The organism is Pseudomonas sp. ITEM 17296 (assembly GCF_028895205.1).
Taxonomy (GTDB): domain Bacteria; phylum Pseudomonadota; class Gammaproteobacteria; order Pseudomonadales; family Pseudomonadaceae; genus Aquipseudomonas; species Aquipseudomonas kermanshahensis.
Map to the genome: position 1 here is coordinate 37,538 of NZ_WJRS01000024.1, position 22,604 is coordinate 60,141.

The following is a 22,604-nucleotide window of genomic DNA, read 5'->3' on the forward strand; positions in this document are numbered from 1 at the left end:
CGCATGCGAACGAGCATTCTACCCGGAAACGATGGTGAGGAAAGTGGTGGATTTCCACGATGCTGATACAGCGTTTTGGCAGGGGCGTTTCTTAGATAGGGTCATTTTCCCTGAGTTCAAGGCTCAGCAAGATGAAACGTATCGAGAATGAGTCTTACCTTGTGTGGTCTGTACCGGCGAAGAGGCCGGCACAGGCAACAGAGGTGTTAAACTGCCGCTCTTGTAACCTCCTGCGACCACCATGGCCTACAAACCCTCCCCTGCCCAGCTACCGTCCGCCCTGCTGCGCCAGGTGCGCCCGCTGCGCCTGCTGCTGAACCAGGCCGAACGCCTGGAACACCTGCAGCGCTTGCTGGAAAGCCAACTGCAACCGGCTGCCCGCGAACACTGCCACGTGGCATCGTGGCGTGATGGCGTATTGTTGCTGGTGGTTACCGACGGCCATTGGGCTACTCGCTTGCGCTATCAGCAAAAGCGCCTCATGCGCGAATTGCAGGCCATGGAAGCGTTCGGCAACCTGCGGCGCATCTTGTACAAGGTGCAACCGCCATTGGTGCCTGCCAAGCGTGGCGGGCATGCTGCGGCGCTGTCGAGCAATGCCGCCGAAAGCCTTCGCGATACCGCCGAGGGGATTGCCGACCCGAAATTGCGCGCTGCCCTGGAACGCCTTGCCAGCCACGCCCGGGATAAAGGCTGAAATAAAAAAGGCCACCCGAAGGTGGCCTTAATGAACTAGAGAGTGTTCGAACTTACACGGCCGCAACAGGGCGCATGTACGAGATCGGTGCCGTGCTGGCATCTTCGAAAGTGACCACTTCCCAGGCATCGGTTTCAGCAATGAGCTTGCGCAACAGTTGGTTGTTCAGCGCGTGCCCGGACTTGTAGCCCTTGAACTCGCCGATCAGGCTGTTGCCCAGCAGGTAGAGGTCACCGATGGCGTCGAGAATCTTGTGCTTCACGAATTCGTCTTCATAGCGAAGGCCGTCTTCGTTCAACACGCCTGTCTCGTCTACCACGATGGCGTTTTCCACACTGCCGCCCAACGCAAGGTTATGCTTGCGCAGGTACTCGATGTCCCGCATGAAACCGAAGGTGCGGGCACGGCTGACTTCTTTCACGAACGACGTGCTGGAAAAATCGACACTGGCGCTCTGGGTCCGGCCGCTGACGACCGGGTGATCGAAGTCGATCTCGAAGCTCACCTTGAACCCGTCGAAAGGCAGGAAGGTAGCGCGCTTGTCGCCCTCCTCCACTGTCACTTCGCGCAGGATGCGGATGAACTTCTTGGCTGCGTCCTGTTCTTCCAGGCCGGCAGACTGAATCAGGAATACAAAGGGTCCGGCGCTGCCATCCATGATCGGCACTTCCGAGGCGGAGAGCTCGACGTAGGCGTTATCGATGCCCAGGCCCGCCATGGCGGAGAGCAGGTGCTCGACCGTATCGACCTTGACGTCACCGTTGACCAACGTCGTCGACATGGTTGTCTCGCCAACGTTGGCCGCACGCGCTGCGATTTCGACCACAGGGTCGAGATCAGCGCGGCGGAAGACGATGCCGGTGTCAACAGGTGCAGGCTTGAGGGTCAGGTATACCTTCTCCCCGGAGTGCAGACCGACACCTGTGGCACGGATGGTATTCTTCAGGGTGCGTTGTTTAATCATGGCATTGGCCGCTTCAGCGCAAATTGCGAACAGGTATCAACAAAGGCTGGGGATGATAACAGACCCGACCTTTGCTGAATACCAATCACCTTTATACCCCTGATAAATTCCATTAATCAGCCTGACGACGCAGGAAAGCCGGGATATCAAGGTAGTCCAGGTCATCCTGAGGGTTGAGTTTAGCTGCCGCGGCGGCACCTGCATGGGCCTGGTTGCGCATTACAGTCGGGCGCTCCAGGTCACGGTAGTTGACCGCTGGCTGCTCCTGGCGAACCGGTGCCGGGTTGGAAGCCTCGTACGCCTGTTGAGCGGTCTGCAGGGTGTTGTCCACCACTTTGACCGGCTTCTCGATGCGTGCGCCCAGGCCAGTGGCGACCACGGTGACGTGCAGCTCATCGCGCATGTCTGGGTCGATCACGGTGCCGACCTTGACCATCGCGTGGTCAGAGGCGAAGGCTTCGATGATGCTACCTACGTCGGAGTACTCACCCAGCGACAGGTCAGGGCCGGCGGTGATATTCACCAGGATGCCGCGGGCGCCCTGCAGGTTGACGTCTTCGAGCAACGGGTTGCGGATCGCCGCCTCGGTGGCTTCACGCGCACGGTTCGGGCCGCTGGCGCAGCCAGTACCCATCATCGCCATGCCCATCTCACCCATCACGGTACGCACGTCGGCGAAGTCGACGTTGATCATGCCAGGGCGCTTGATGATGTCGGAGATCCCGCGCACGGCACCGGCGAGCACGTCGTCAGCCTTGGCAAAGGCGGACAGCAGGCTGGCATCCTTGCCCAGGATGGTCAGCAGCTTCTCGTTGGGGATGGTGATCAGCGAGTCGACGCTCTCGGCCAGCATGCGGATGCCTTCATCGGCGATCTGCATACGTTTGCGGCCTTCGAACGGGAACGGACGGGTCACCACGGCGACGGTGAGGATGCCCATTTCCTTCGCCACTTCGGCGATGATCGGGGCTGCACCGGTACCGGTACCGCCACCCATGCCGGTGGTGATGAACACCATGTTGGTGCCCTGCAGCACCTCGGCGATGCGCTCACGGTCTTCCAGCGCGGCCTGACGGCCGACTTCTGGATTGGCACCTGCACCCAGGCCTTTGGTCACGCCAGTGCCCAATTGCAGGATGGTACGCGCGCCGATGTTTTTCAGCGCCTGAGCATCGGTGTTGGCGCAGATGAATTCCACGCCTTCTATGCTGCTTTTGACCATGTGGTTGACGGCGTTGCCGCCACCACCGCCAACGCCGATCACTTTAATGACCGGACTTTGCGGGACGTTGTCTACGAGCTCGAACATTTTCCCTCTCCTTACAGTTCTCTAGTTGTTGCGCCTACCACTACTGCTTTGAAACTTAGAAATTGCCCTGGACCCACCGCTTGAAGCGCTCAAGCACTGGGGCCTTCGGTTCATCGCCATAGCTGTTGCTGCTGCTGTTGCTGTTACCGGTCAGGACCATGTCCTCGGACTGCTTCAGCAGGCCGTAGGTGAGCAGGCCCACGCCGGTGGAATAGATCGGGTTGCGCACCACGTCGCTCAGCCCCCGAACGCTGTGCGGTACGCCCAGGCGTACCGGCATGTGGAAGATTTCCTCGGCCAGTTCAACGGCGCCTTCCATCTTCGCGGTGCCGCCGGTCAGGACGATGCCGGCCGGCACCAGGTCCTCGTAGCCACTACGGCGCAGTTCGGCCTGGATCAGGGTGAACAGCTCGTCGTAACGCGGCTCCACCACCTCGGCCAGGGCCTGGCGCGACAGCTCGCGCGGTGGGCGATCACCCACGCTCGGCACCTTGATGGTTTCGCCGGCGCCGGCCAGCTTGGCCAGTGCACAGGCGTAGCGGATCTTGATTTCTTCGGCGTACTGGGTCGGAGTGCGCAGGGCCATGGCGATGTCGTTGGTCACCTGGTCGCCGGCAATCGGGATGACCGCGGTGTGGCGGATCGCACCTTCAGTGAAGATGGCGATGTCGGTGGTACCGCCACCGATGTCCACCAGGCACACGCCGAGCTCTTTTTCGTCGTCGGTCAGCACCGAGTAGGCCGAAGCCAGCTGCTCAAGGATGATGTCGTCGATTTCCAGGCCGCAGCGGCGTACGCACTTCTCGATGTTCTGCGCCGCGTTGACCGCACAGGTGACCACGTGGACCTTGGCTTCCAGACGCACGCCGGACATGCCCAGCGGCTCGCGCACGCCTTCCTGGTTGTCGATCACGTAGTCCTGCGGCAGGGTGTGCAGAACACGCTGATCGGCCGGGATGGCCACGGCCTGGGCGGCGTCGAGCACGCGCTCAAGGTCGGCAACGCTGACCTCACGGTCGCGAATGGCGACAATGCCGTGGGAGTTCAGGCTGCGGATATGGTTGCCGGCCACGCCGACGAACGCCGAGTGGATCCGGCAGCCCGCCATCAGCTGCGCTTCTTCCACCGCGCGCTGGATCGACTGCACGGTCGACTCGATGTTCACCACCACGCCCTTCTTCAGGCCGCGGGACGGATGGGTACCGATCCCGACGATCTCCAGGGTGCCGTCTTCGCCCACTTCGCCGACCAGCGCCACCACCTTGGAGGTGCCAATGTCCAGCCCGACGATCATTTTGCCGCTATGCGCGTTTGCCATGGTCCTGCCTCTCTCTAATTCTTCGCAACGGCGGGTTGGGCCGTCGTCGGTGCAATCGGTTCCCGCCAACCAACGGCAAGTCCGTTGGCGTATCGCAGATCGATGCGGGCGATGTTGGTGATCTGCTCTTTAAGCGTCTTGTCGTAAATGGCAATGAAACGGCGCATCTTCTCCACCAGATGGTCGCGCCCCAACAGCAGTTCGATGCCTGGCCCGGTGCTGCCCGCACCGGTGGTCAGGAACCAGCTGCCTCGCTCGCGCAGCTCCAGGCGAGCGATGGAAAAGCCCATGGGGCGCAGCATCTGGCTCAATACCTGATACTGCTGCATGACTTGTTGCTGAGCACGCTGCGGCCCGAACAGCTGCGGCAGGTGCTCATAGTTGGCCAGCTCACGCGGGGTAAAGGCCTGGCCCTGGTTATTGAGCAAGGCTTCGTCACCCCAGCGTGCCACTGGCAGCTGTTCTTCCAGGCGGATCACCACCTCGTCCGGCCACACGCGCCGCACCTCGGCGTGAGCGATCCACGGCATCTGCTCGAGCTCTGCGCGCATCGCCGGCAGGTCGACACTGAAGAAGCTCGCCGCCATGAACGGGGCGATCCGCTGCTGCACCGCCTGCTGGCTGATGTAGCTGAGGTCGCCCTGCACCGCGATCTTGGTGATCGGCCGGTCGGCGTAGGGCATCAGGCGAATGGCGCCTTCATAGGCGCCGAAGCCTGCTGCCACCAGCAGCACCGGCCAGAGCAGGCGCTTGAGTCCACTGAAGTTGGCCTTGGGCAGGCGCGCCGACATGGGCTCTTTGGCCACCATTCGACTGGCACCGCGCGGCACCGGCTTGTTACGGCCGGTGGCGGGTTGCTGATGACGTAACATCGCGCCTTGCATGGCTGTTAACCTCGCGTCTCGACGCTGGCGGCCAGGATTGCCAGCACCAGTTGCTGGAAGTCCAAGCCGGCCGCGCGGGCCGCCATGGGCACCAGGCTATGATCAGTCATGCCGGGTGCGGTGTTGACTTCGAGCAGCCAGAACCGGCCCTGCTCGTCCTGCATCACATCCAACCGCCCCCAGCCTTCGATGCCGATGGCATCGCAGGCGCGCGCGGTCAGGTCGATGAGTTCCTGTTCCTTGACGCTGTCCAGGCCGCACGGGATGCGGTACTGGGTATCGTTGGCGATGTACTTGGCGTCGTAGTCGTAGAACACGTGCGGCGTACCCAGGGCGATCGGCGGCAGCACCTGGCCGCGCAGTACCGCGATGGTGAACTCCGGCCCGTGGATCCACTGCTCCACCAGTACCTGGGAATCGTATTTGGCGGCGTCCTGCCAGGCGGCGACCAGTTCCTGCTCGCTGTTCACCTTGGCCATGCCGATGCTAGAGCCTTCATGGGCGGGTTTGACGATAAGCGGGAAGCCCAGTTCCATACTGGCCTTCAAACAATCGCTTTCGCTGGCCAATACCGCGTGGCGCGGGGTCGGAATGCCCAGGCTCTGCCACACCTGCTTGGTGCGCAGTTTGTCCATGGCCAGGGCCGACGCGAGGATGCCGCTGCCGGTGTAAGGGATGCCCAGGCACTCGAGCAGGCCTTGCATGCTGCCGTCTTCACCGCCACGGCCGTGGAGGATGATGAAGGCGCGGTCGATCTTCTCGCTTTGCAGGCGGTCGAGCAGGTCGTCGCCCACATCGATGGCAACCACGTCGACACCGGCGCGGGTCAAGGCGTCGATCACGGCGGCGCCGGACTTGAGCGAGACTTCACGCTCGGCACTCTTGCCGCCGTACAGCACAGCGACGCGGCCGAACGCCTTGACGTCCAGGGTCGAGTGCAGCTTGTCGTAGGCGCTGGTCATTTCGACTTCTCCTGCTTGGCGCCAGCGAACAGCGGGCTTTTCATCAATTGCGGGGCCAGGCCACCAACATCACCGGCACCCTGGCACAGCAGGATGTCGCCGGCACGCAGCAGCGGCTGGACCAGGGGCGCAAGCTCGGCGCCACGTTCGATGTAGATCGGGTCGAGCTTGCCGCGCTGGCGGATGCTGTGGCACAGCTGACGGCTGTCCGCACCCGGAATCGGCTCTTCACCGGCCGGGTAGACTTCCATCAGCAGCAGCACGTTGGCGTCGCCCAGCACTTGTACGAAGTCGTCGTACAGGTCGCGGGTGCGGCTGTAACGGTGCGGCTGGTAGACAATCACCAGGCGGCGGCTTGGCCAGCCCCCGCGCACGGCCTTGATCACCGCAGCGACCTCAGTCGGGTGGTGGCCGTAGTCGTCGACCAGCATCACGCTGCCGCCGTCGACCGGCAGCTCGCCATAGACCTGGAAGCGTCGGCCGACGCCCTGGAAGCCGGACAGCCCCTGGACGATGGCCTCGTCGCTGATCCCTTCGTCAGAGGCGATGGCAATGGTTGCCAGGGCATTGAGCACGTTGTGGTTGCCGGGCATGTTCACCGACACCTCCAGCGGCTCGCAGTCGCGGCGCAGGACGGTGAAATGCGTCTGCATGCCCTGCTGGCGCACATTGATGGCGCGGATGTCGGCCTCTTCGCTGAAGCCGTAGGTGACCGTGGGGCGTTTGACCTGCGGCAGGATCTCGCGCACCACCGGGTCGTCCAGGCACATCACTGCCAACCCATAGAACGGCAGGTTGTGCAGGAACTCGACGAAGGTTTTCTTCAGTTTGTTGAAGTCACCCTCGTAGGTGGCCATGTGGTCGGCGTCGATGTTGGTGACCACGGCGACCATCGGTTGCAGGTGCAGGAAGCTGGCGTCGCTCTCGTCCGCTTCGGCGATCAGGTAGCGGCTGGTGCCCAGCTGGGCATTGGTGCCCGCTGCGGTCAGGCGCCCGCCGATGACGAACGTCGGGTCCAGGCCGCCAGCGGCGAACACCGAGGCCAGCAGGCTGGTGGTGGTGGTCTTGCCGTGCGTGCCGGCAACGGCCACGCCATGGCGGTAGCGCATCAGCTCGGCGAGCATCTCGGCGCGCGGCACCACCGGAATACGACGTTCCAGGGCAGTGGCGACTTCCGGGTTGGCCGGGTTGATGGCGCTGGACACGACCAGTACGTCGGCGTTGGCAGCGTTTTCGGCACGGTGGCCAACGAAGATCTCTGCGCCGAACGACTCCAGCCGCTCGGTAACCGGCGAGGCCTTGAGGTCGGAACCGGACACTTCATAGCCCAGGTTCAGCAGCACTTCGGCGATGCCGCACATGCCCACGCCGCCGATACCGACGAAGTGGATGCGACGGATGCGGCCCATTTTTGGCTGCGGCATGGCTTTCTGGCTTTCAACCATGGGCCACCTCCAGGCAGATGTCGACCACGGTGCTGGTTGCGGCAGGTTTGGCCAGGCGCCGTGCGGTGCCAGCCATGGTGTTGAGTTTCTCGGGTTGCATCAGCACCTCGTTCAGGCGTTCAGCGAGCTGCGCTGCGCCAGTTGTCGCTTGTGGCATCAGGAAGGCAGCGCCTTCCCGAGCCAGATAGTGGGCGTTGTGGGTCTGGTGATCGTCGATCGCATGGGGCAACGGCACCAGCATCGAAGGCAGGCCCGCCGCCGCGAGTTCGCTGACGGTCAGGGCACCGGCCCGGCACACCACGATGTCGGCCCAGCCATAGGCTTGGGCCATGTCCTTGATGAAAGGCTCTACCTGAGCCTCGACGCCCGCCTCGTGATAACGCTCGGCGGTGATCGGCGCGTGCTGCTTGCCAGCCTGGTGGAACACCTCTGGCCGCAGTGTTGCAGGCACTTCAGACAGGGCCTTAGGCAACAATTTGTTCAATGGTTCCGCACCCAGGCTGCCCCCGAGCACAAGCAGGCGTGCACGGCGTTCGGCCAAGGGTGCGCGTTGCGCGTCCATGAACAGCTCCGGGCGCACCGGGTTGCCGGTGGTGCGGCGTTTGCCGCTGGCCGCGAAGGTGTTTGGGAAAGCTTCGCAGACGCGTGCCGAGAGTGGCACCAGCAACCGATTGGCGGTACCCGCGCGCGCATTCTGTTCGTGAATGACCAGCGGCACACCGCACAGCCGCGCGGCCACACCGCCCGGCCCGGTCACGTAGCCGCCGAAGCCCAGCACGCACACAGGCTTGAGCTGACGAATGATGCGCCGTGCCTGCAGTACCGCCTTGACCAGGGTGAACGGCGCCTTGAGCAGCGACAGCTTGCCCTTGCCGCGCAGGCCGCTGACCTGGATGAGGTGCAACGGCAGACCGGCCTGGGGCACCAGTTCGTTCTCGATGCCTTTCGGCGTGCCCAGCCAGTGCACGCTGTAACCCCGTGCCTGGAATTCACGGGCGCAGGCCAGGGCCGGGAACACGTGGCCCCCGGTACCACCTGCCATGATCAGTACGTTCTTGCCGTCAGCGGCCATGACTGGTCTCCTCGGCAAAATCGCTTTCATTGAATTCGTGTTCCTCGCTGCCCAGGTGCGTGCGGCTCTCCCACTCGATGCGCAGCAGCAAGCCCACGCAGGCGCAACAGATTACCAGCGAGCTGCCCCCGTAACTGAGGAACGGCAAGGTCAGGCCCTTGGTCGGCAGCAGGCCGACGTTCACGCCGATATTGATCAGGAACTGGCCGATCCACAGGAAGGCCAGGCCGAATGCCATGTAGGCAGCGAAGAACTGCTTGGCCTTTTCGGCCCACAGGCCGATGTACAAGGCGCGCACGGTGACGAAAACGAACAGCGCGATGGTGACCAGCGAGCCGACCACGCCAAGCTCTTCAGCCAGCACCGAGAACACGAAGTCGGTGTGCGCCTCGGGCAGGTAGAACTGCTTCTGTACGCTGTTGCCCAGGCCAACGCCCAGCCACTCACCGCGGCCGAAAGCGATCAAGGCCTGGGTCAACTGGTAGCCCGAGCCGAACTGGTCGGACCAGGGGTCGGTAAAGGTGATCAAACGTGCCATCCGGTACGGCTGGGCCTGCACCAGGACAAACACCGCGACCACCGCCAGCACCACCATCAAACTGAAGCGGAACAACCCCACCCCGCCGAGGAACAACATGGCCGCCGCAGCGCCCATCATCACCACGGTGGCACCGAAGTCCGGCTCCATCAGCAGCAGGCCAGCCATCGGCAGCAGCACGATGAACGGTTTGAAGAAGCCCATCCAGCTCTCACGCACCTCGGTCTGCCGGCGCACCAGGTAGCCGGCCAGGTAGATGACCACGAAGACCTTGGCGATCTCCGACGGCTGCACGTTGAAGAAGCTGAAACCGATCCAGCGCATGGAACCGTTCACTTCCCGTCCGATACCCGGCACCAGCACCAGCACCAGCAGGCCGAAAGCGCCCAGCAGCATCATGAAGCCCATGCGCTGCCAGGTGGCAATCGGCACCAGCATGGTGGCGCCGCAGGCGACCAGGCCGATGACCACGTACACCAGGTGACGGAACATGTGGTAAAGCGGGTTGCCCGACTGCACCGCGGCCACTTCCGAGGACGCCGAGGTGATCATCACCAGGCCCAGGCCCAGCAATGCCAGGCAGCCGGCAAGCATGGCGAAGTCGAGGTCGATGCCACGGCCACTGATCAGCGGCGACGGGTACGGCTTGAAGATGCCGAAGATCATGCCAGCCCTCCCGCCGCTTGGGCGAACAGGCGCCCGCGTTCTTCAAAGTTCTTGAACATGTCGAGGCTGGCGCAGGCCGGCGACAACAGCACGGCATCACCCGGCTGAGCCAGGGCGGCGCACTGCTCGACGGCGTCTTCCAGGGTCTTGACCCGCACGTGCGGTACACCTTCGCCCAACGCTTCGGCGAGGCGCTCGGCATCACGGCCCAACAGCACCACCGCACGGCAGAAGCGCGCCACTGGCTCACGCAACGCGGCAAAGTCGGCACCTTTGCCGTCACCGCCGGCGATCAACACCAGCTTGCCGGCGATATCCGCGCCCAGGCCTTCGATGGCCGCCAGCGCAGCACCGACGTTGGTGGCCTTGGAGTCGTCGTACCAATTGACACCGTTGCGCTCGCGCACCCACTGGCAACGATGGGCCAGGCCGCCAAACTCGCGCAGGGCGTCGAGCATCGGTGCAAACGGCAAGCCTGCGGCATGGCCGAGGGCCAGGGCTGCGAGGGCGTTGCTGTGGTTGTGCGAACCGCGAATTTTCAGTTCGCGCACGGGCATCAGGTTCTGGAATTCGAACGCCAGGTACTTCTCGCCGTCGACCTCACGCAGGCCGAAGGCCTTGAAGTCCGGTTGGTTCAGGCCAAAGCTCCAGCACGGCCGGCCTTCGACCGGCAATGGCCGGCTCAGCGCGTCCTGGCGGTTCACCACCACCTGATGAGCGCCCCGGAAGATGCGGTGCTTGGCCAGGTGATAAGCCGGCAGGCCGCTGTAGCGGTCCATGTGGTCTTCGCTGATGTTCAGCACGGTGGCGACTTCGGCGTTGAGCTGGTCTGTGGTTTCCAGCTGGAAGCTGGACAGCTCCAGCACATACAGTTCCACCTCATCGCTCAGCAGGTCCAGGGCTGGCGTGCCGAGGTTACCGCCCACGGCCACGCGCTTGCCCGCCTTGGCGGCCATTTCACCGACCAGGGTGGTCACGGTGCTTTTTGCGTTGGAGCCGCTGATGGCGATGATTGGCGCTTTGGCATGGCGGGCGAACAGCTCGATGTCGCCCGACAGGGCCACACCCCGTGCCGCAGCCTGTTGCAGCGCCGGGGTGGACAAGGCCAGGCCCGGGCTCACGTACAGTTCGTTGGCGCGGCACAGGAAGTCCACGTCCAGCTCGCCACAGCGCACTTCCACCTGCGGGTAATCACGGCGCAGGGTGTCCAGTTCCGGCGGTTGCTCGCGGGTGTCGGCGACCGCAAAGGCAATGCCCCGGCTCGCCAGGAAGCGAACCAGGGACATGCCGCTCTTGCCGAGGCCGACAACGATGCGGAATTGGTCGGAAGCGATCAGTGACACGCTCATCTACCTCAGTTTCAGGGTTGCAAGGCCGACCAGCACCAGAATCACGGTGATGATCCAGAAACGGACGATCACCCGTGGCTCAGGCCAGCCCTTGAGTTCAAAGTGGTGGTGGATCGGCGCCATGCGGAACACACGCTTACCGGTCAACTTGAAGGAGGCGACCTGGATCACCACCGACAGGGTCTCCACCACGAAGATGCCGCCCATGATGAACAGGACGATTTCCTGGCGAACGATCACCGCGATGGTGCCCAGCGCGGCGCCCAGCGCCAGCGCGCCAACGTCACCCATGAAGACTTGCGCCGGGTAAGTGTTGAACCACAGGAAGCCCAGGCCGGCGCCGATCAATGCGCCGCAGAACACGATCAGTTCCCCCGAACCCGGCACATACGGGATCAGCAGGTACTCAGCGAATTTCACGTTACCCGACAGGTAGCAGAAGATGCCCAATGCACCGCCCACCATGACCGTTGGCATGATGGCCAGGCCGTCGAGGCCATCGGTGAGGTTGACCGCGTTGCTGGAGCCGACGATGACGAAGTAGGTCAGTACGATGAAGCCAACGCCCAGCGGGATGGTGACATCCTTGATGAACGGCAGTATCAGTGTGGTTTCGACGCTGGTCGGGGCGGTCTTGTAAAGGAAGACCGCAGCAGCCAGGCCAAACACCGACTGCCAGAAGTACTTCCAGCGGCTTGGCAAGCCACGGGAGTTCTTTTCGATCACCTTGCGGTAGTCGTCGACCCAGCCGATGGCGCCAAACGCCAGGGTGACGATCAGCACGACCCACACGTAGCGGTTGGACAGGTCAGCCCACAGCAGGGTGCTGACGGCGATAGCGGAAAGGATCAGCGCGCCGCCCATGGTGGGGGTGCCGGATTTGGACAAGTGCGATTGCGGGCCGTCGTTACGGACAGCCTGACCGATCTGGCGGATCTGCAGGGTACGGATCATCCAAGGGCCCAGCCACAGCGCCAGTGACAACGCGGTCAGTACACCCAGGATCCCGCGCAGGGACAGGTACTGGAAGACCGCGAAGCCTTTATGGAACTGTTGCAGATACTCAGCCAACAGCAGCAGCATTAATGTTTCTCCCCGCTTGAACCACACAAAGCCGCCACGACGTTTTCCATCGCAGCGCTACGCGAGCCCTTGATCAAGATTGTGGTGTCGCTGGCATTTTCGGCGCTAACCGCGTCGATCAGCTCAGCTTGAGTAGCGAAATGACGGCCATTGGCGCCGAACGCCTTGACCGCATGTGTCATGTTGGTACCCACTGCGTACAGGGCGTCGACCTTGCCACGCGCGTAGTCACCCACCTGACGGTGGCCTTCTTCCGCCCATTGGCCCAATTCGCCGATATCCCCGAGCACCAGGACGGTGCGGCCGGAAAAGCCGGCGAGTATATCAATGGCCGCGCACATGGAGGTGGGATTTGCGTTGTAACTGTCGTCGATCACGCGCACACCGTTCGGCGCGATCTGCGCCACGGTGCGGCCCTTGACCGGTTGCACGGCGTTCAGCCCGGCGGCGATGCCGCTCAGGCTCAGACCGACGGCATGGGCAGCGGCGGCGGCGGCCAGCGCGTTGCTGACGTTGTGCTCGCCCAGCACGTTGAGTTGCACGTCTACGGTTTCACCGGCGCCATGCAGCTTGAACGACGGGCAACCACGCGCATCACGACCAATGTCGGTGGCATGGAAATCGGCGCTAACGTTAGTGCGGGCGAAGCTGATGACCGTGTGCGCCCCTGCACGTGCCTTCCAGATGCCAAAGGCCTTGTCGTCCAGGTTGAGGATGGCCGTGCCGCCCTCGCCCAGGCCTTCGAGGATCTCGCCCTTGGCTTCGACGATTTTCTCAGGGCCGCCGAACTCACCCACGTGGGCGGTGCCGGCGTTATTGATGATGACCACCTGGGGCTGGGTCAGGCCGACGGTGTAGCGGATCTCACCGATGCGCGAAGCGCCGAGTTCGATCACCGCCGCGCTGTGCTCCGGGGCGATTTCCAGCAGGGTCAGCGGGGCACCGAGGTCGTTGTTCAGGTTGCCGCGGGTGGCATGCACCAGGCCCCGGGTGCGCAGGATGCTGGCCAGCATTTCCTTGACCGTGGTCTTGCCGCTGGAGCCGGTGATGGCTACGACAGGCTTGTCGAACGCAGCGCGGTTCAGCGCCCCGAGCTGGCCCAGGGCCAGACGGCAGTCGGCGACCAGCAACTGCGGCAGGTCGACATCGGCAACTTCGCGCTCGACCAGCGCGGCAACGGCGCCCTTGGCTTTTACATCGGCCAGGTAATCATGGCCATCGAAGCGTGGCCCCGTCAGCGCGACGAACAACTGCCCGGCAGTGACGCTGCGGCTGTCGATGCTGACGCCGTTAAAGCTGGCGTCGGCGTTGACCAGGCGAGCACTCAGTGCTGTAGTCAGCTGGCTGAGTGTCATGGCTTTAAGCATGTGGAGCCTCCCAGGCTGCAAGTGCCTTCTCGGCTTCGACCAGATCGGAGAAATCGTGGCGCTCGCCGTGAATCTCCTGGTAATCCTCGTGCCCCTTGCCGGCAAGGACGATAACGTCATCGGCTGCGGCAGTGGCGATCAGGTGGGCGATGGCTTCGCCGCGGCCAGCGACGAACTCGACGCTGTCTGGCTTGGCAAAACCAGGGCGGATATCGTCGAAGATCCGCAGTGGGTCTTCACTGCGCGGGTTGTCATCGGTAACCAGCACGCGGTCAGCCAGGCGCTCGGCCACACCGGCCATCAGCGGGCGCTTGCCACGGTCACGGTCGCCACCGCAGCCGAACAGGCACAGCAGCTTGCCGTGCGCATGTGGGCGCAGGGCCTCGAGTACTTTTTCCAGGGCATCCGGGGTGTGGGCGTAATCAACCACCACCAGCGGTTTGTCGCCGCCACCCAAGCGCTGCATGCGGCCAACCGGCCCTTGCAACTGCGGGGTGACCTTGAGAATTTCGTCCAGCGAGTAATCCAGGGCCAGCAGCGTGGCCACGGCCGCAAGCATGTTGCTCAGGTTGAAGCGGCCAAGCAGCTGGCTGCGCAAGGTACGCTCACCCTGGGCGGTCACGAGGATTGCGCGCACGCCATCGTCATCGAAGGTGGCTTCACGGCAATACAACGACGCTTCCGGGTTTTCCAGGCTGTAGCTGAGCAGCCGGGTCTCGATATGATCGGCACTCGGACGGCGGGCATACGCCAGCGCCAGGCGGCGGCCAAAATCGTCATCCAGGTTGACCACCTGGCAGCGCAGGCTGCGCCAGGCGAACAGCTTGGCCTTGGCGGCCTCATAGGCCTCCATGCTGCCGTGGTAATCCAGATGATCACGGGACAGGTTGGTCATGACCGCGATATCGAATTCCAGCGCGGCGACGCGCCCCTGCTCCAGGGCATGCGAGGACACCTCCATCGCTACAGCCTTGGCACCGCCCTTTTTCAGGTCGTAGAGCGTCGACTGCACCGCGATTGGGTCTGGCGTGGTCAGGCGGCCGCTCTGCAGCTCACCGTAGAAGCCGGTACCCAGGGTGCCGATCAGGCCGCAACGCTGGCCCAGCACGTCAAGCGCCTGCGCCACCAACTGAGTCACGCTGGTCTTGCCGTTGGTGCCGGTAACCCCGACCAGGTTCAACTGGCGGCTCGGTTCGCCATAGAAGCGACCGGCGATATCCGACAGCTGGGCGATCAGGCCCTTGACCGGAATCAGCGGCACGTCGGTGATCGGCAGCACGGTAGCGCCCTGCTCTTCGTAGGCAACGGCGGCAGCACGACGGGCCAAGGCATCGGCGATATGGTCGCGGCCATCGACCTTGGCACCCGGGACGGCCAGGAACAGGTCACCCGGACGCACGGCGCGGCTGTCCAGGGTCAGCTCGCGGATCAGCGGATCGCGGCTGGCGTGGGCGAAAAGCTTGCTCAATGGCATTGTCATCATCCACGCCCTCCCTTGGCGGCAGCTGCAGTGACTTGTGGTTGTGCGGTGGGTGGCGGCGGCAGGTTGTCTGGCGGCACGTTCATCAAACGCAGGGTGCCCGACATGACCTTGCTGAACACAGGCGCCGAAACCAGACCACCGAAGTAGCCGCCCTTGCTCGGTTCATCAATGACCACGACGATGGCGTAACGCGGATCGCTCATCGGGCCGAAGCCTGCGAACAGCGAGCGGTAGGCGTTTTCGGTGTAGCCCTTGGAACCAACGGTCGCCTTACGCGCCGTACCGGACTTGCCACCCACGTGATAGAACGGCACCTGCGCACGGAATACCCCGCGCGGCGCCTCGATCACCTGCTGCAGCATGCCTTGGACGGTTTCGGCGGTTTCTTTCGGAATCGCCTGAACAGCCTCGGGCGCCTTGTCCACCTTGAGGATCGACAGCGGCACCATCTTGCCGTCGTTGGCCAGCGCCGCGTAGGCATGCACCAGCTGCAAAGCAGTCACCGATACGCCATAGCCATAGGACAGGGTCGCGGTCTCGGCCTTGCGCCACTCACGGTGGTTAGGCAGGTTGCCCACCCGCTCGCCCGGGAAGCCCAGGCCGGTGTATTGCCCCAGGCCAACCTGGGACATGACCCGGTAGATGGCCTCGCCACCGATGTCGAAAGCGATCTTGCTCATGCCGACGTTGGAGGAGTTGATCAGGATGCCGGTCAGGTCGAGGATCGGGCCCTCGCTGCGGGAAACGTCCTTGATGGTGTAGCGGCCGATCTGCAGGCTGCCCGGGTAAACCTCGACCTTGTCGGTGGTTTTCCAGCGCCCGCTCTGCAGCGCCGCACTCATGGAGATCGGCTTGACGGTCGAACCTGGCTCGAACACGTCGATGATCGCCCGGTTACGCATCGCGGCAGGGAACATGCTGCGGCGGTTGTTCGGGTTGTAGGTCGGCTGGTTGACCATGGCCAGGACTTCACCGGTCTTGACGTCCATGATCACCAGGCTGCCGGCCTTGGCTTCCTGTTCGGCAATGGCGTTGCGCAGTTCACGGGTGGCCAGGTATTGCAGGCGCAGGTCTATCGACAACGCCAAGGTCTTACCGGCCTTGGCGTTTTTGGTGACCTGAATGTCCTTGATCAGCCGGCCGCGCCGGTCCTTGATCACCTGTCGCTTGCCCGGCACGCCGGCCAGCCATTCGTCGTAGGCCAGCTCTACCCCTTCACGCCCGTGGTCATCGAGGTCGGTAAAGCCGACCATGTGCGCGGTGACATCACCGGCCGGGTAGAAACGGCGGAACTCTTCCAGGCCATACACGCCCGGCACTTTCAGGTCGAGCACCTGCTGGCCCTGCTCCGGGGTCAACCCGCGGACCAGGTAGATGAATTCCTTGTTGGCCTGTTGGGTCAGGCGCTCGGTCAACTGCTGGGCGTTTTGCCCCAATGCAGCCGCCAACTGCGGCCAACGGTCCTTGGCGGCCTGCATTTCCTTGGGGTTGGCCCACAGGGTGGTGACCGGCGTACTGACCGCCAGCGGCTCGCCGTTGCGGTCGGTGATCAGGCCACGGTGCGCAGGAATCGGAATATGCCGCAGGCTGCGGGCATCACCCTGGCCCTTGAGGAAGTCACGGTCGACGACTTGCAGGTCGATGATGCGCCAGCAGATGGCACCCACCATCAGTGCCAGCAAACCGATCACTACCCGGAAGCGCCAGGGGTAGAGTGCGCCTTCGAGCTTCATCATGGCGCCACCATCCGCACTTCGTCAGCCGCAGGGACGCGCATTTTCAATTGCTCGGAAGCGAGGCTCTCGATACGGCTGTGGGCGGTCCAGGTGCTTTGCTCAAGGATCAAGCGCCCCCATTCGGCCTGGGCCTTGTCGCGCTCGCTCAATTCGCCGTACAGGGTATTGAGCAACTGACGGTTCCAGTGGGCGCTGTAGGACACGGCGATGGCCGAAACCAGGACACCGACGAACAGCAGAAGCATCAGGAAGCTTCCGCCTGGCAATGGCTTGGCAAACAGCCTGCTCACCGCAGCTTCTCCGCCACCCGCATCACGGCGCTGCGCGACCGCGGGTTGGCCTTGAGCTCAGCCTCGGACGCGAACTGCGCCTTGCCGATGAGCTTGATTTTCGGTTCGAAGACCTTGTGCTGTACCGGCAGGTTGCGCGGCAGGTTGTCTGCCTCGCCCTTGACCAGCTTGCGCATGAACAATTTGACGATGCGGTCTTCGAGCGAGTGGAAGCTGATGACCGCCAGGCGACCACCGATTTCCAGCGCATCGAGCGCGGCCTCAAGCCCAGCCTCAAGGTCACCCAACTCGTTGTTGACGTGGATGCGCAGGCCTTGGAAGGCGCGGGTGGCCGGGTTCTTGCCCTTTTCCCACGCCGGGTTGGCGACCTTGAGCACTTCGGCCAGGTCGGCAGTACGGGTGAAGGGCTGCTTTTCGCGGCGTTCCACGACGGCGCGCGCCATGCGCCCGGCAAAACGCTCCTCGCCGTACTCTTTGAATACGCGGGCAATTTCTTCCACGGATGCGGTAGCGATGAACTCGGCAGCGCTGATGCCCTGGTCAGGGTTCATGCGCATGTCCAGCGGGCCATCATTGAGGAAACTGAAGCCGCGCTCAGGATCATCCAGCTGCGGCGAGGAAACGCCCAGGTCAAGCAGGATACCGCTGACCTTGCCAGCCAGGCCGCGTTCGGCCACTTCCGCGCCCAACTCGGCAAAGCTGCGCTGCACAATGACAAAGCGGCCGTCTTCGGCCGCCAGCGCTTGCCCTGTGGCAATCGCCTGTGGATCTTTGTCGAAGCCCAGCAGCCGCCCTTGCGGCCCGAGCTTGCTGAGGATCAGACGGCTGTGTCCGCCACGGCCAAAGGTGCCGTCCAGATAGCAACCGTCGGCGCGCAGGGCCAATGCCTCGACAGCTTCGTCGAGCAGGACGGTAATGTGGTTGAAGCCGCTATCTATGGTCACAGGATCAGGTCACGCAATTCGTCGGGCATGGCGCCCGGTTGTTGAATAGCTGCAAGGTCGGCTGCCGAAACCGCGTTCCAGGCATCCTCATCCCACAGCTGGAATTTGTTCAGTTGCCCCACCAGCATCGCCTTCTTGTCGAGCTTGGCGTACTCACGCAGGCGGGGCGGTACCAGGAAACGCCCACTGCCATCGAGCTCCAGGTCAACCGCATTACCGATCAGCAAACGCTGCAGGCGGCGGTTTTCCTCACGCAACGACGGCAAGGCACGCAACTTGGCTTCTATCTGTTCCCACTCATCGAGGGGGTAGACACACAAGCAGGGGTCTACAGCATCGATGGTCACGATCAGCTGACCATTGCAACGCGAATCGAGCTCGTCGCGGTACCGGCTCGGCATGGCGAGACGGCCTTTGGCATCGAGGCTGACGGCGTTGGCTCCGCGGAACACGGCTGCGATTCCCCACAATGGTAGCTTTTTTGTGCCAGAAAACCCACTTCATCCCACTTTCTGCCACTTGCGCACACTATAGGAATCCGCCCGCTGCACCGTCAAGGCACGTTCATAAGGAAAAGCCTTACAGGACCGAGATTTAGCGCGATAAAGGAATGTGGAAAGAGTTCAGGCGGAAAAAAAACACGAGAAAAATCAAACCCACGCAAGCGTATGGAGTTCGAAGTTAAAGTGATTTATTAAGAGTAAGATTTTTTCGGTATTACCAGAGCGCGCCTGCTATCGATTCAAGCAGGGAGGGAGAGGTGGAGAGTCGATCTGTAAGCCGGGTTTTGTCGAGGACAGTCATTCCTCTACGACGGCCATCACTGGACGCCTCTAGCAACCTACCCGGTTCCGACGCGGGCCACGCCTAATGGAACCCTATTTGGTCTTGCTCCGAGTGGGGTTTACCTAGCCACGAACTGTTGCCAGTCGCGCGGTGCGCTCTTACCGCACCTTTTCACCCTTACCGGCACCGAAGTGCTTAGGCGGTTATTTTCTGTGGCACTTTCCGTAGGCTCACGCCTCCCAGGCATTACCTGGCACTCTGCCCTATGGAGCCCGGACTTTCCTCCCCCTGCCGTTTCGCAACAAAAGCTGCGGAACAAAAGCAGGCAGCGACTGTCCAATCGACTCTCCGCTGACAAGGTTAACGGCAGCCGCGCTCAAGAACAAGCGATACCGTAAACTATATCAAATTGCCACTACTGTGCTTTCTGCTTTTCCAAGGCAAGTTGATACAACAGGTTCTTACGTACGCCGGTAATTTCCGCCGCAAGTGCCGCCGCCCGTTTGAGCGGCAACTCCGCTAACAGCAAGTCCAGCACACGCTGCGCCTCGACACTGATGGCCTGCTCGCCCTCAGGCGCACTCCAGCCGCCCACCAATACAACGCACTCTCCGCGCTGCTGATTGCTATCGGCCGCGACAAAAGCACGCAACTCAGCCAAGGGCAGCCCTTTGAGGGTTTCGAAGGTTTTGGTCAGCTCGCGCGCCAACAGCGCCGGGCGCTCAGCACCGAACACTGCCTCCATGTCTTCGAGGCACTCGAGGATGCGGTGAGGGGCCTCATAGAAGATCAACGTACGTGGCTCTTCCTTCACCTGCTCCAGGCGTGCCCGGCGCCCCGCCGTCTTCGCCGGCAAAAAGCCTTCGAAGATGAAACGGTCGGAGGGCAGGCCCGCGGCAGAAAGCGCGGCGATCAGCGCGCACGCACCGGGCACCGGCACCACATTCACACCCGCCGCCCGCGCCTGGCGCACCAGGTGGTAGCCAGGGTCGGAAATCAACGGCGTACCGGCGTCGGACACCAGCGCCACGTTGTCGCCGGCCAACAGCTTGGTCAGGAAACGCCCACCTTCGTCACGCTCATTGTGCTCATGGCAGGCCGCCAGCGGCGTGTCGATACCGAAATGCTGCAGCAGGCGGATCGAGTGACGCGTGTCCTCGGCCGCGATCAGGGCGACATCCGCCAGCACCTTCAGCGCCCTGGCGCTCATGTCGTCGAGGTTGCCGATGGGCGTTGCGACCACATACAGCGTACCCACGGTGGATTTCGAAGCCCCTGCCACATCAGTCACTGCGCACACCTGTCTTTCGGATCAAAGGCGCCATTGTAGCCCGAGCGCCCGCAACAGGGCGCAAAGAACTTCGCAGGCGTTCACCGGCCAGCCGCCTATAGTGAAGGATCAGCATCAGCAACATCGCGCCCCGGCCAGTGCTTGGGTACAATTGCCGGCCAACTTGATCGAGTAACAGGACCTTTACATGATCGCTTGCCTGCGGCTGCTCTCAGCCCTCTGCCTCGCTACCCTGCTGGCAGCCTGCGCCAGCTCGCCCTCATCCAGCCTGGGCGAGCTGCCGCGCACTCCGGACGCCAGTATCGAGCAACTGCTCGAAAAGGCCGCCTCCAGCAAGTCCGCGGAAGACGCCGCCCTGCTGCGCCTGAGCGCCGCAGACCTTGCGTACAAGCAGAAGGACTACCCGCGCGCCGCACGCATTCTCGAGCAGGTCCCGATGGACACGCTCAAGCCCGCCCAGCAAGTGTTCGCCAGCACCCTTGGCGCCGAGCTGGCGATGAGCCGCAACCAGCCCAAAGCGGCGCTGAGCGCGCTGTCGCACCCCAGCCTGCAGCGCGTTGGCGAACTGCCGGTAGAACAGCAAGCACGCACCTACAGCGTCCACGCGGCCGCCCTTGAAGCCGATGGCCAGTCGCTGGCAGCGGCACAACAGCGCATCCTGCTCGCCCCGCTGCTCAGCGGCCAGGCCGCCAGCGCCAACAATGACGCCATCTGGGCATTGGTCGCCGCATTGCCGGCAGAGCAGTTGCAGCAGCCCGCCACCGACCCGGTCCTGGCCGGCTGGACCAGCCTGGCCCTGGCGGTGAAAACCGCCGGCACCCTGGAGCAACAGCAAGCCGCCATCGATGCCTGGCGCAAACAGCACCCGGACCACCCAGCCGCCCAGCAACTGCCGATGGCGCTGGTCAAGCTCAAGGAGCTGGCCAGCCAGCCATTGACCAAGATCGCTCTGCTGCTGCCCCAGGAAGGGCCTTTGGCGGGTGTCGCCCGCGCGCTGCGCGATGGCTTCATGGCCGCTCACTTCCAAGCCCAGCAGTCGGGCCAACCGGCGCCAGCCGTGCAGGTATTCGACAGCTCGCGCATCACCTCGCTGGACGACTTCTACCGCCAGGCCCAGGCCGCTGGTGTGCAACTTGTAGTCGGCCCACTGGAAAAGCCTCTGGTGAAGAAGCTCGCTGCTAATCAGCAGTTGCCAATCACCACACTGGCACTGAACTACGCAGACGCCGGCCAAACAGCCCCGCCGCAACTCTTCCAGTTCGGCCTCGCCGCTGAAGACGAAGCCCGTGAAGTCTCGCGCCGCGCCCGCGCCGACGGCAAGGTACGTGCCGTTGCCCTGGTGCCAAGCGGTGAATGGGGCGACCGCGTGCTCGCCGCTTTCCGCAAAGACTGGGAAAGCAACGGCGGCACCCTGCTCGCCGCCGAACGCATCGCCCAGCCGGTCGCCCTGGCCCAGCAAATTGCCGACCTGTTCCAACTGCGCCAAAGCGAAGGCCGCGCCAAGAGCCTGCAAAGCACGGTAGGCGGCAACATCGCCGCGCAGCCATCGCGCCGCCAGGACATCGACTTCATCTTCCTCGCCTCGACGCCGCAGCAGGCCCAGCAGATCAAGCCGACGCTGAACTTCCAGTACGCGGGCGACGTGCCAGTCTACGCCACCTCGAACCTGTACAGCGCCAGCGGTGACGTCAACCAGTACAACGACATGAACGGCATTCGCTTCTGCGAAACACCGTGGCTGCTCGACACCAGCAACAGCCTGCGCCAGCAAGTGGTCCAGCAATGGCCACAAGCAGCCGGCAGCCTCGGCCGCCTGTACGCCATGGGTGTGGATGCCTACAGCCTGGCACCCCGCCTGGGCCAGCTGAAAGCCCTGCCGGATAACCGCATCCAGGGCCTGTCCGGCAGCCTGAGCATGAACGCCAACCAGCGCATCGAACGTCAACTGCCGTGGGCCGAGTTCGCTGGTGGCCAGGTCAAGCGCCTGCCAGACACCGCCCGCTGATGCCCGACGCATCGCCTACCCAGGCCGGCCATGCAGCCGAAAACCAAGCCCTTGAGTACCTCCAAGGGCAAGGTTTGCAGCTGCTGACACGCAATTGGCGATGCAAAGGCGGTGAGCTTGATCTGGTCATGCTCGACGCCGATACAGTAGTATTCGTCGAAGTCCGCTACCGGCTGCACGCGAGCTTCGGTGGCGCCCTCGGCAGTATCGACGGGCGCAAGCAGAAACGGCTGGTGCTGGCTGCCAGCCTTTTCCTGCAGAAGGAGTGCCGCTGGGCCACACACCCCTGCCGCTTCGACGTTGTCGCCCTGCAGGGCAGCCACCACGCAGGCAGACCGCTTCAATGGCTGAAAAACGCCTTCGAATGCTGAACCCACTTCATATTTTTTGCTCTATGTTTCGCGGGCTGGTCGTT

The 22,604-nt window shown here is 63.2% G+C and carries 20 protein-coding genes and 1 other RNA gene; 3 read left to right on the plus strand and 18 right to left on the minus strand.

Translation table 11 applies throughout. The features are described from left to right. The first annotated feature begins 241 nt into the window (after nt 1-241). Nucleotides 242-697, plus strand: a complete 456-nt coding sequence (locus GIB19_RS22060; RefSeq protein ID WP_027594022.1) for a DUF721 domain-containing protein — start codon at nt 242-244, stop codon at nt 695-697. Nucleotides 698-749: 52 nt separating this feature from the next. On the opposite strand, the gene lpxC is transcribed toward GIB19_RS22060, so the two are convergent. The 18 genes from lpxC to rsmI form a co-directional block, all read right to left on the minus strand. After that, entirely contained in the window at nt 750-1,661 is a 912-nt protein-coding gene (lpxC, locus tag GIB19_RS22065; RefSeq protein ID WP_027594021.1) for a UDP-3-O-acyl-N-acetylglucosamine deacetylase, read from the minus strand. A gap of 112 nt (nt 1,662-1,773) precedes the next feature. Further along, nucleotides 1,774-2,970: a cell division protein FtsZ gene (gene ftsZ, locus GIB19_RS22070; RefSeq protein ID WP_003251871.1), complete on the minus strand. Its 1,197-nt coding sequence runs from the start codon at nt 2,968-2,970 to the stop codon at nt 1,774-1,776. A gap of 55 nt (nt 2,971-3,025) precedes the next feature. Then, on the minus strand, nt 3,026-4,288 hold the full coding sequence (gene ftsA / locus GIB19_RS22075; protein ID WP_027594020.1) for a cell division protein FtsA: 1,263 nt from the start codon (nt 4,286-4,288) through the stop codon (nt 3,026-3,028). 14 nt (nt 4,289-4,302) lie between these two features. Next, nucleotides 4,303-5,172, minus strand: a complete 870-nt coding sequence (locus GIB19_RS22080) for a cell division protein FtsQ/DivIB (protein WP_027594019.1) — start codon at nt 5,170-5,172, stop codon at nt 4,303-4,305. Between the two features lie 5 nt (nt 5,173-5,177). After that, nucleotides 5,178-6,134, minus strand: a complete 957-nt coding sequence (locus GIB19_RS22085; RefSeq protein WP_099430364.1) for a D-alanine--D-alanine ligase — start codon at nt 6,132-6,134, stop codon at nt 5,178-5,180. After that, nucleotides 6,131-7,579: a UDP-N-acetylmuramate--L-alanine ligase gene (gene murC / locus GIB19_RS22090; protein WP_027594017.1), complete on the minus strand. Its 1,449-nt coding sequence runs from the start codon at nt 7,577-7,579 to the stop codon at nt 6,131-6,133. Before murC ends, GIB19_RS22085 begins: the two co-directional genes overlap by 4 nt. Continuing rightward, nucleotides 7,572-8,651 carry an undecaprenyldiphospho-muramoylpentapeptide beta-N-acetylglucosaminyltransferase gene (murG, locus tag GIB19_RS22095; protein ID WP_099430365.1) on the minus strand — a complete coding sequence of 360 codons (1,080 nt, stop codon included), beginning with the start codon at nt 8,649-8,651 and terminating at the stop codon, nt 7,572-7,574. Before murG ends, murC begins: the two co-directional genes overlap by 8 nt. Continuing rightward, nucleotides 8,641-9,855 carry a putative lipid II flippase FtsW gene (ftsW, locus tag GIB19_RS22100; RefSeq protein WP_027594015.1) on the minus strand — a complete coding sequence of 405 codons (1,215 nt, stop codon included), beginning with the start codon at nt 9,853-9,855 and terminating at the stop codon, nt 8,641-8,643. Before ftsW ends, murG begins: the two co-directional genes overlap by 11 nt. Continuing rightward, the gene (murD, locus tag GIB19_RS22105) at nt 9,852-11,198 is read right to left on the minus strand and encodes a UDP-N-acetylmuramoyl-L-alanine--D-glutamate ligase (protein ID WP_099455899.1); all 1,347 of its coding nucleotides are present in this window, start codon (nt 11,196-11,198) and stop codon (nt 9,852-9,854) included. The genes ftsW and murD overlap by 4 nt, the downstream gene beginning before the upstream one ends. A 6-nt stretch (nt 11,199-11,204) precedes the next feature. Beyond that, nucleotides 11,205-12,287, minus strand: a complete 1,083-nt coding sequence (gene mraY, locus GIB19_RS22110; protein WP_027594013.1) for a phospho-N-acetylmuramoyl-pentapeptide-transferase — start codon at nt 12,285-12,287, stop codon at nt 11,205-11,207. Further along, nucleotides 12,287-13,654 carry a UDP-N-acetylmuramoyl-tripeptide--D-alanyl-D-alanine ligase gene (locus tag GIB19_RS22115; RefSeq protein WP_274887979.1) on the minus strand — a complete coding sequence of 456 codons (1,368 nt, stop codon included), beginning with the start codon at nt 13,652-13,654 and terminating at the stop codon, nt 12,287-12,289. The genes mraY and GIB19_RS22115 overlap by 1 nt, the downstream gene beginning before the upstream one ends. Further along, on the minus strand, nt 13,647-15,137 hold the full coding sequence (locus GIB19_RS22120; RefSeq protein WP_265968567.1) for a UDP-N-acetylmuramoyl-L-alanyl-D-glutamate--2,6-diaminopimelate ligase: 1,491 nt from the start codon (nt 15,135-15,137) through the stop codon (nt 13,647-13,649). The genes GIB19_RS22115 and GIB19_RS22120 overlap by 8 nt, the downstream gene beginning before the upstream one ends. Further along, nucleotides 15,134-16,870, minus strand: a complete 1,737-nt coding sequence (locus GIB19_RS22125; RefSeq protein ID WP_172960429.1) for a peptidoglycan D,D-transpeptidase FtsI family protein — start codon at nt 16,868-16,870, stop codon at nt 15,134-15,136. Before GIB19_RS22125 ends, GIB19_RS22120 begins: the two co-directional genes overlap by 4 nt. Then, the gene (gene ftsL / locus GIB19_RS22130) at nt 16,870-17,163 is read right to left on the minus strand and encodes a cell division protein FtsL (RefSeq protein ID WP_027594009.1); all 294 of its coding nucleotides are present in this window, start codon (nt 17,161-17,163) and stop codon (nt 16,870-16,872) included. The genes GIB19_RS22125 and ftsL overlap by 1 nt, the downstream gene beginning before the upstream one ends. Next, complete coding sequence (gene rsmH, locus GIB19_RS22135; protein ID WP_446731405.1) at nt 17,160-18,107, minus strand: 16S rRNA (cytosine(1402)-N(4))-methyltransferase RsmH; 948 nt, start codon at nt 18,105-18,107, stop codon at nt 17,160-17,162. Before rsmH ends, ftsL begins: the two co-directional genes overlap by 4 nt. Then, nucleotides 18,104-18,559, minus strand: a complete 456-nt coding sequence (mraZ, locus tag GIB19_RS22140; RefSeq protein WP_004575120.1) for a division/cell wall cluster transcriptional repressor MraZ — start codon at nt 18,557-18,559, stop codon at nt 18,104-18,106. Before mraZ ends, rsmH begins: the two co-directional genes overlap by 4 nt. A 308-nt stretch (nt 18,560-18,867) precedes the next feature. Beyond that, nucleotides 18,868-19,241: RNase P RNA component class A (gene rnpB, locus GIB19_RS22145), an RNA gene on the minus strand. Between the two features lie 67 nt (nt 19,242-19,308). Then, nucleotides 19,309-20,184 (minus strand): 16S rRNA (cytidine(1402)-2'-O)-methyltransferase, encoded by an 876-nt coding sequence (gene rsmI / locus GIB19_RS22150; RefSeq protein ID WP_027594007.1) that lies wholly within the window; start codon nt 20,182-20,184, stop codon nt 19,309-19,311. Between the two features lie 187 nt (nt 20,185-20,371). On the opposite strand from rsmI, the gene GIB19_RS22155 reads away from it, so the two are divergent. Both GIB19_RS22155 and GIB19_RS22160 read left to right on the plus strand, forming a co-directional pair. Then, nucleotides 20,372-22,189, plus strand: a complete 1,818-nt coding sequence (locus GIB19_RS22155; RefSeq protein ID WP_099430371.1) for a penicillin-binding protein activator — start codon at nt 20,372-20,374, stop codon at nt 22,187-22,189. Next, nucleotides 22,189-22,560, plus strand: a complete 372-nt coding sequence (locus tag GIB19_RS22160) for a YraN family protein (protein WP_027594005.1) — start codon at nt 22,189-22,191, stop codon at nt 22,558-22,560. The genes GIB19_RS22155 and GIB19_RS22160 overlap by 1 nt, the downstream gene beginning before the upstream one ends. Nucleotides 22,561-22,604 lie beyond the last annotated feature (44 nt).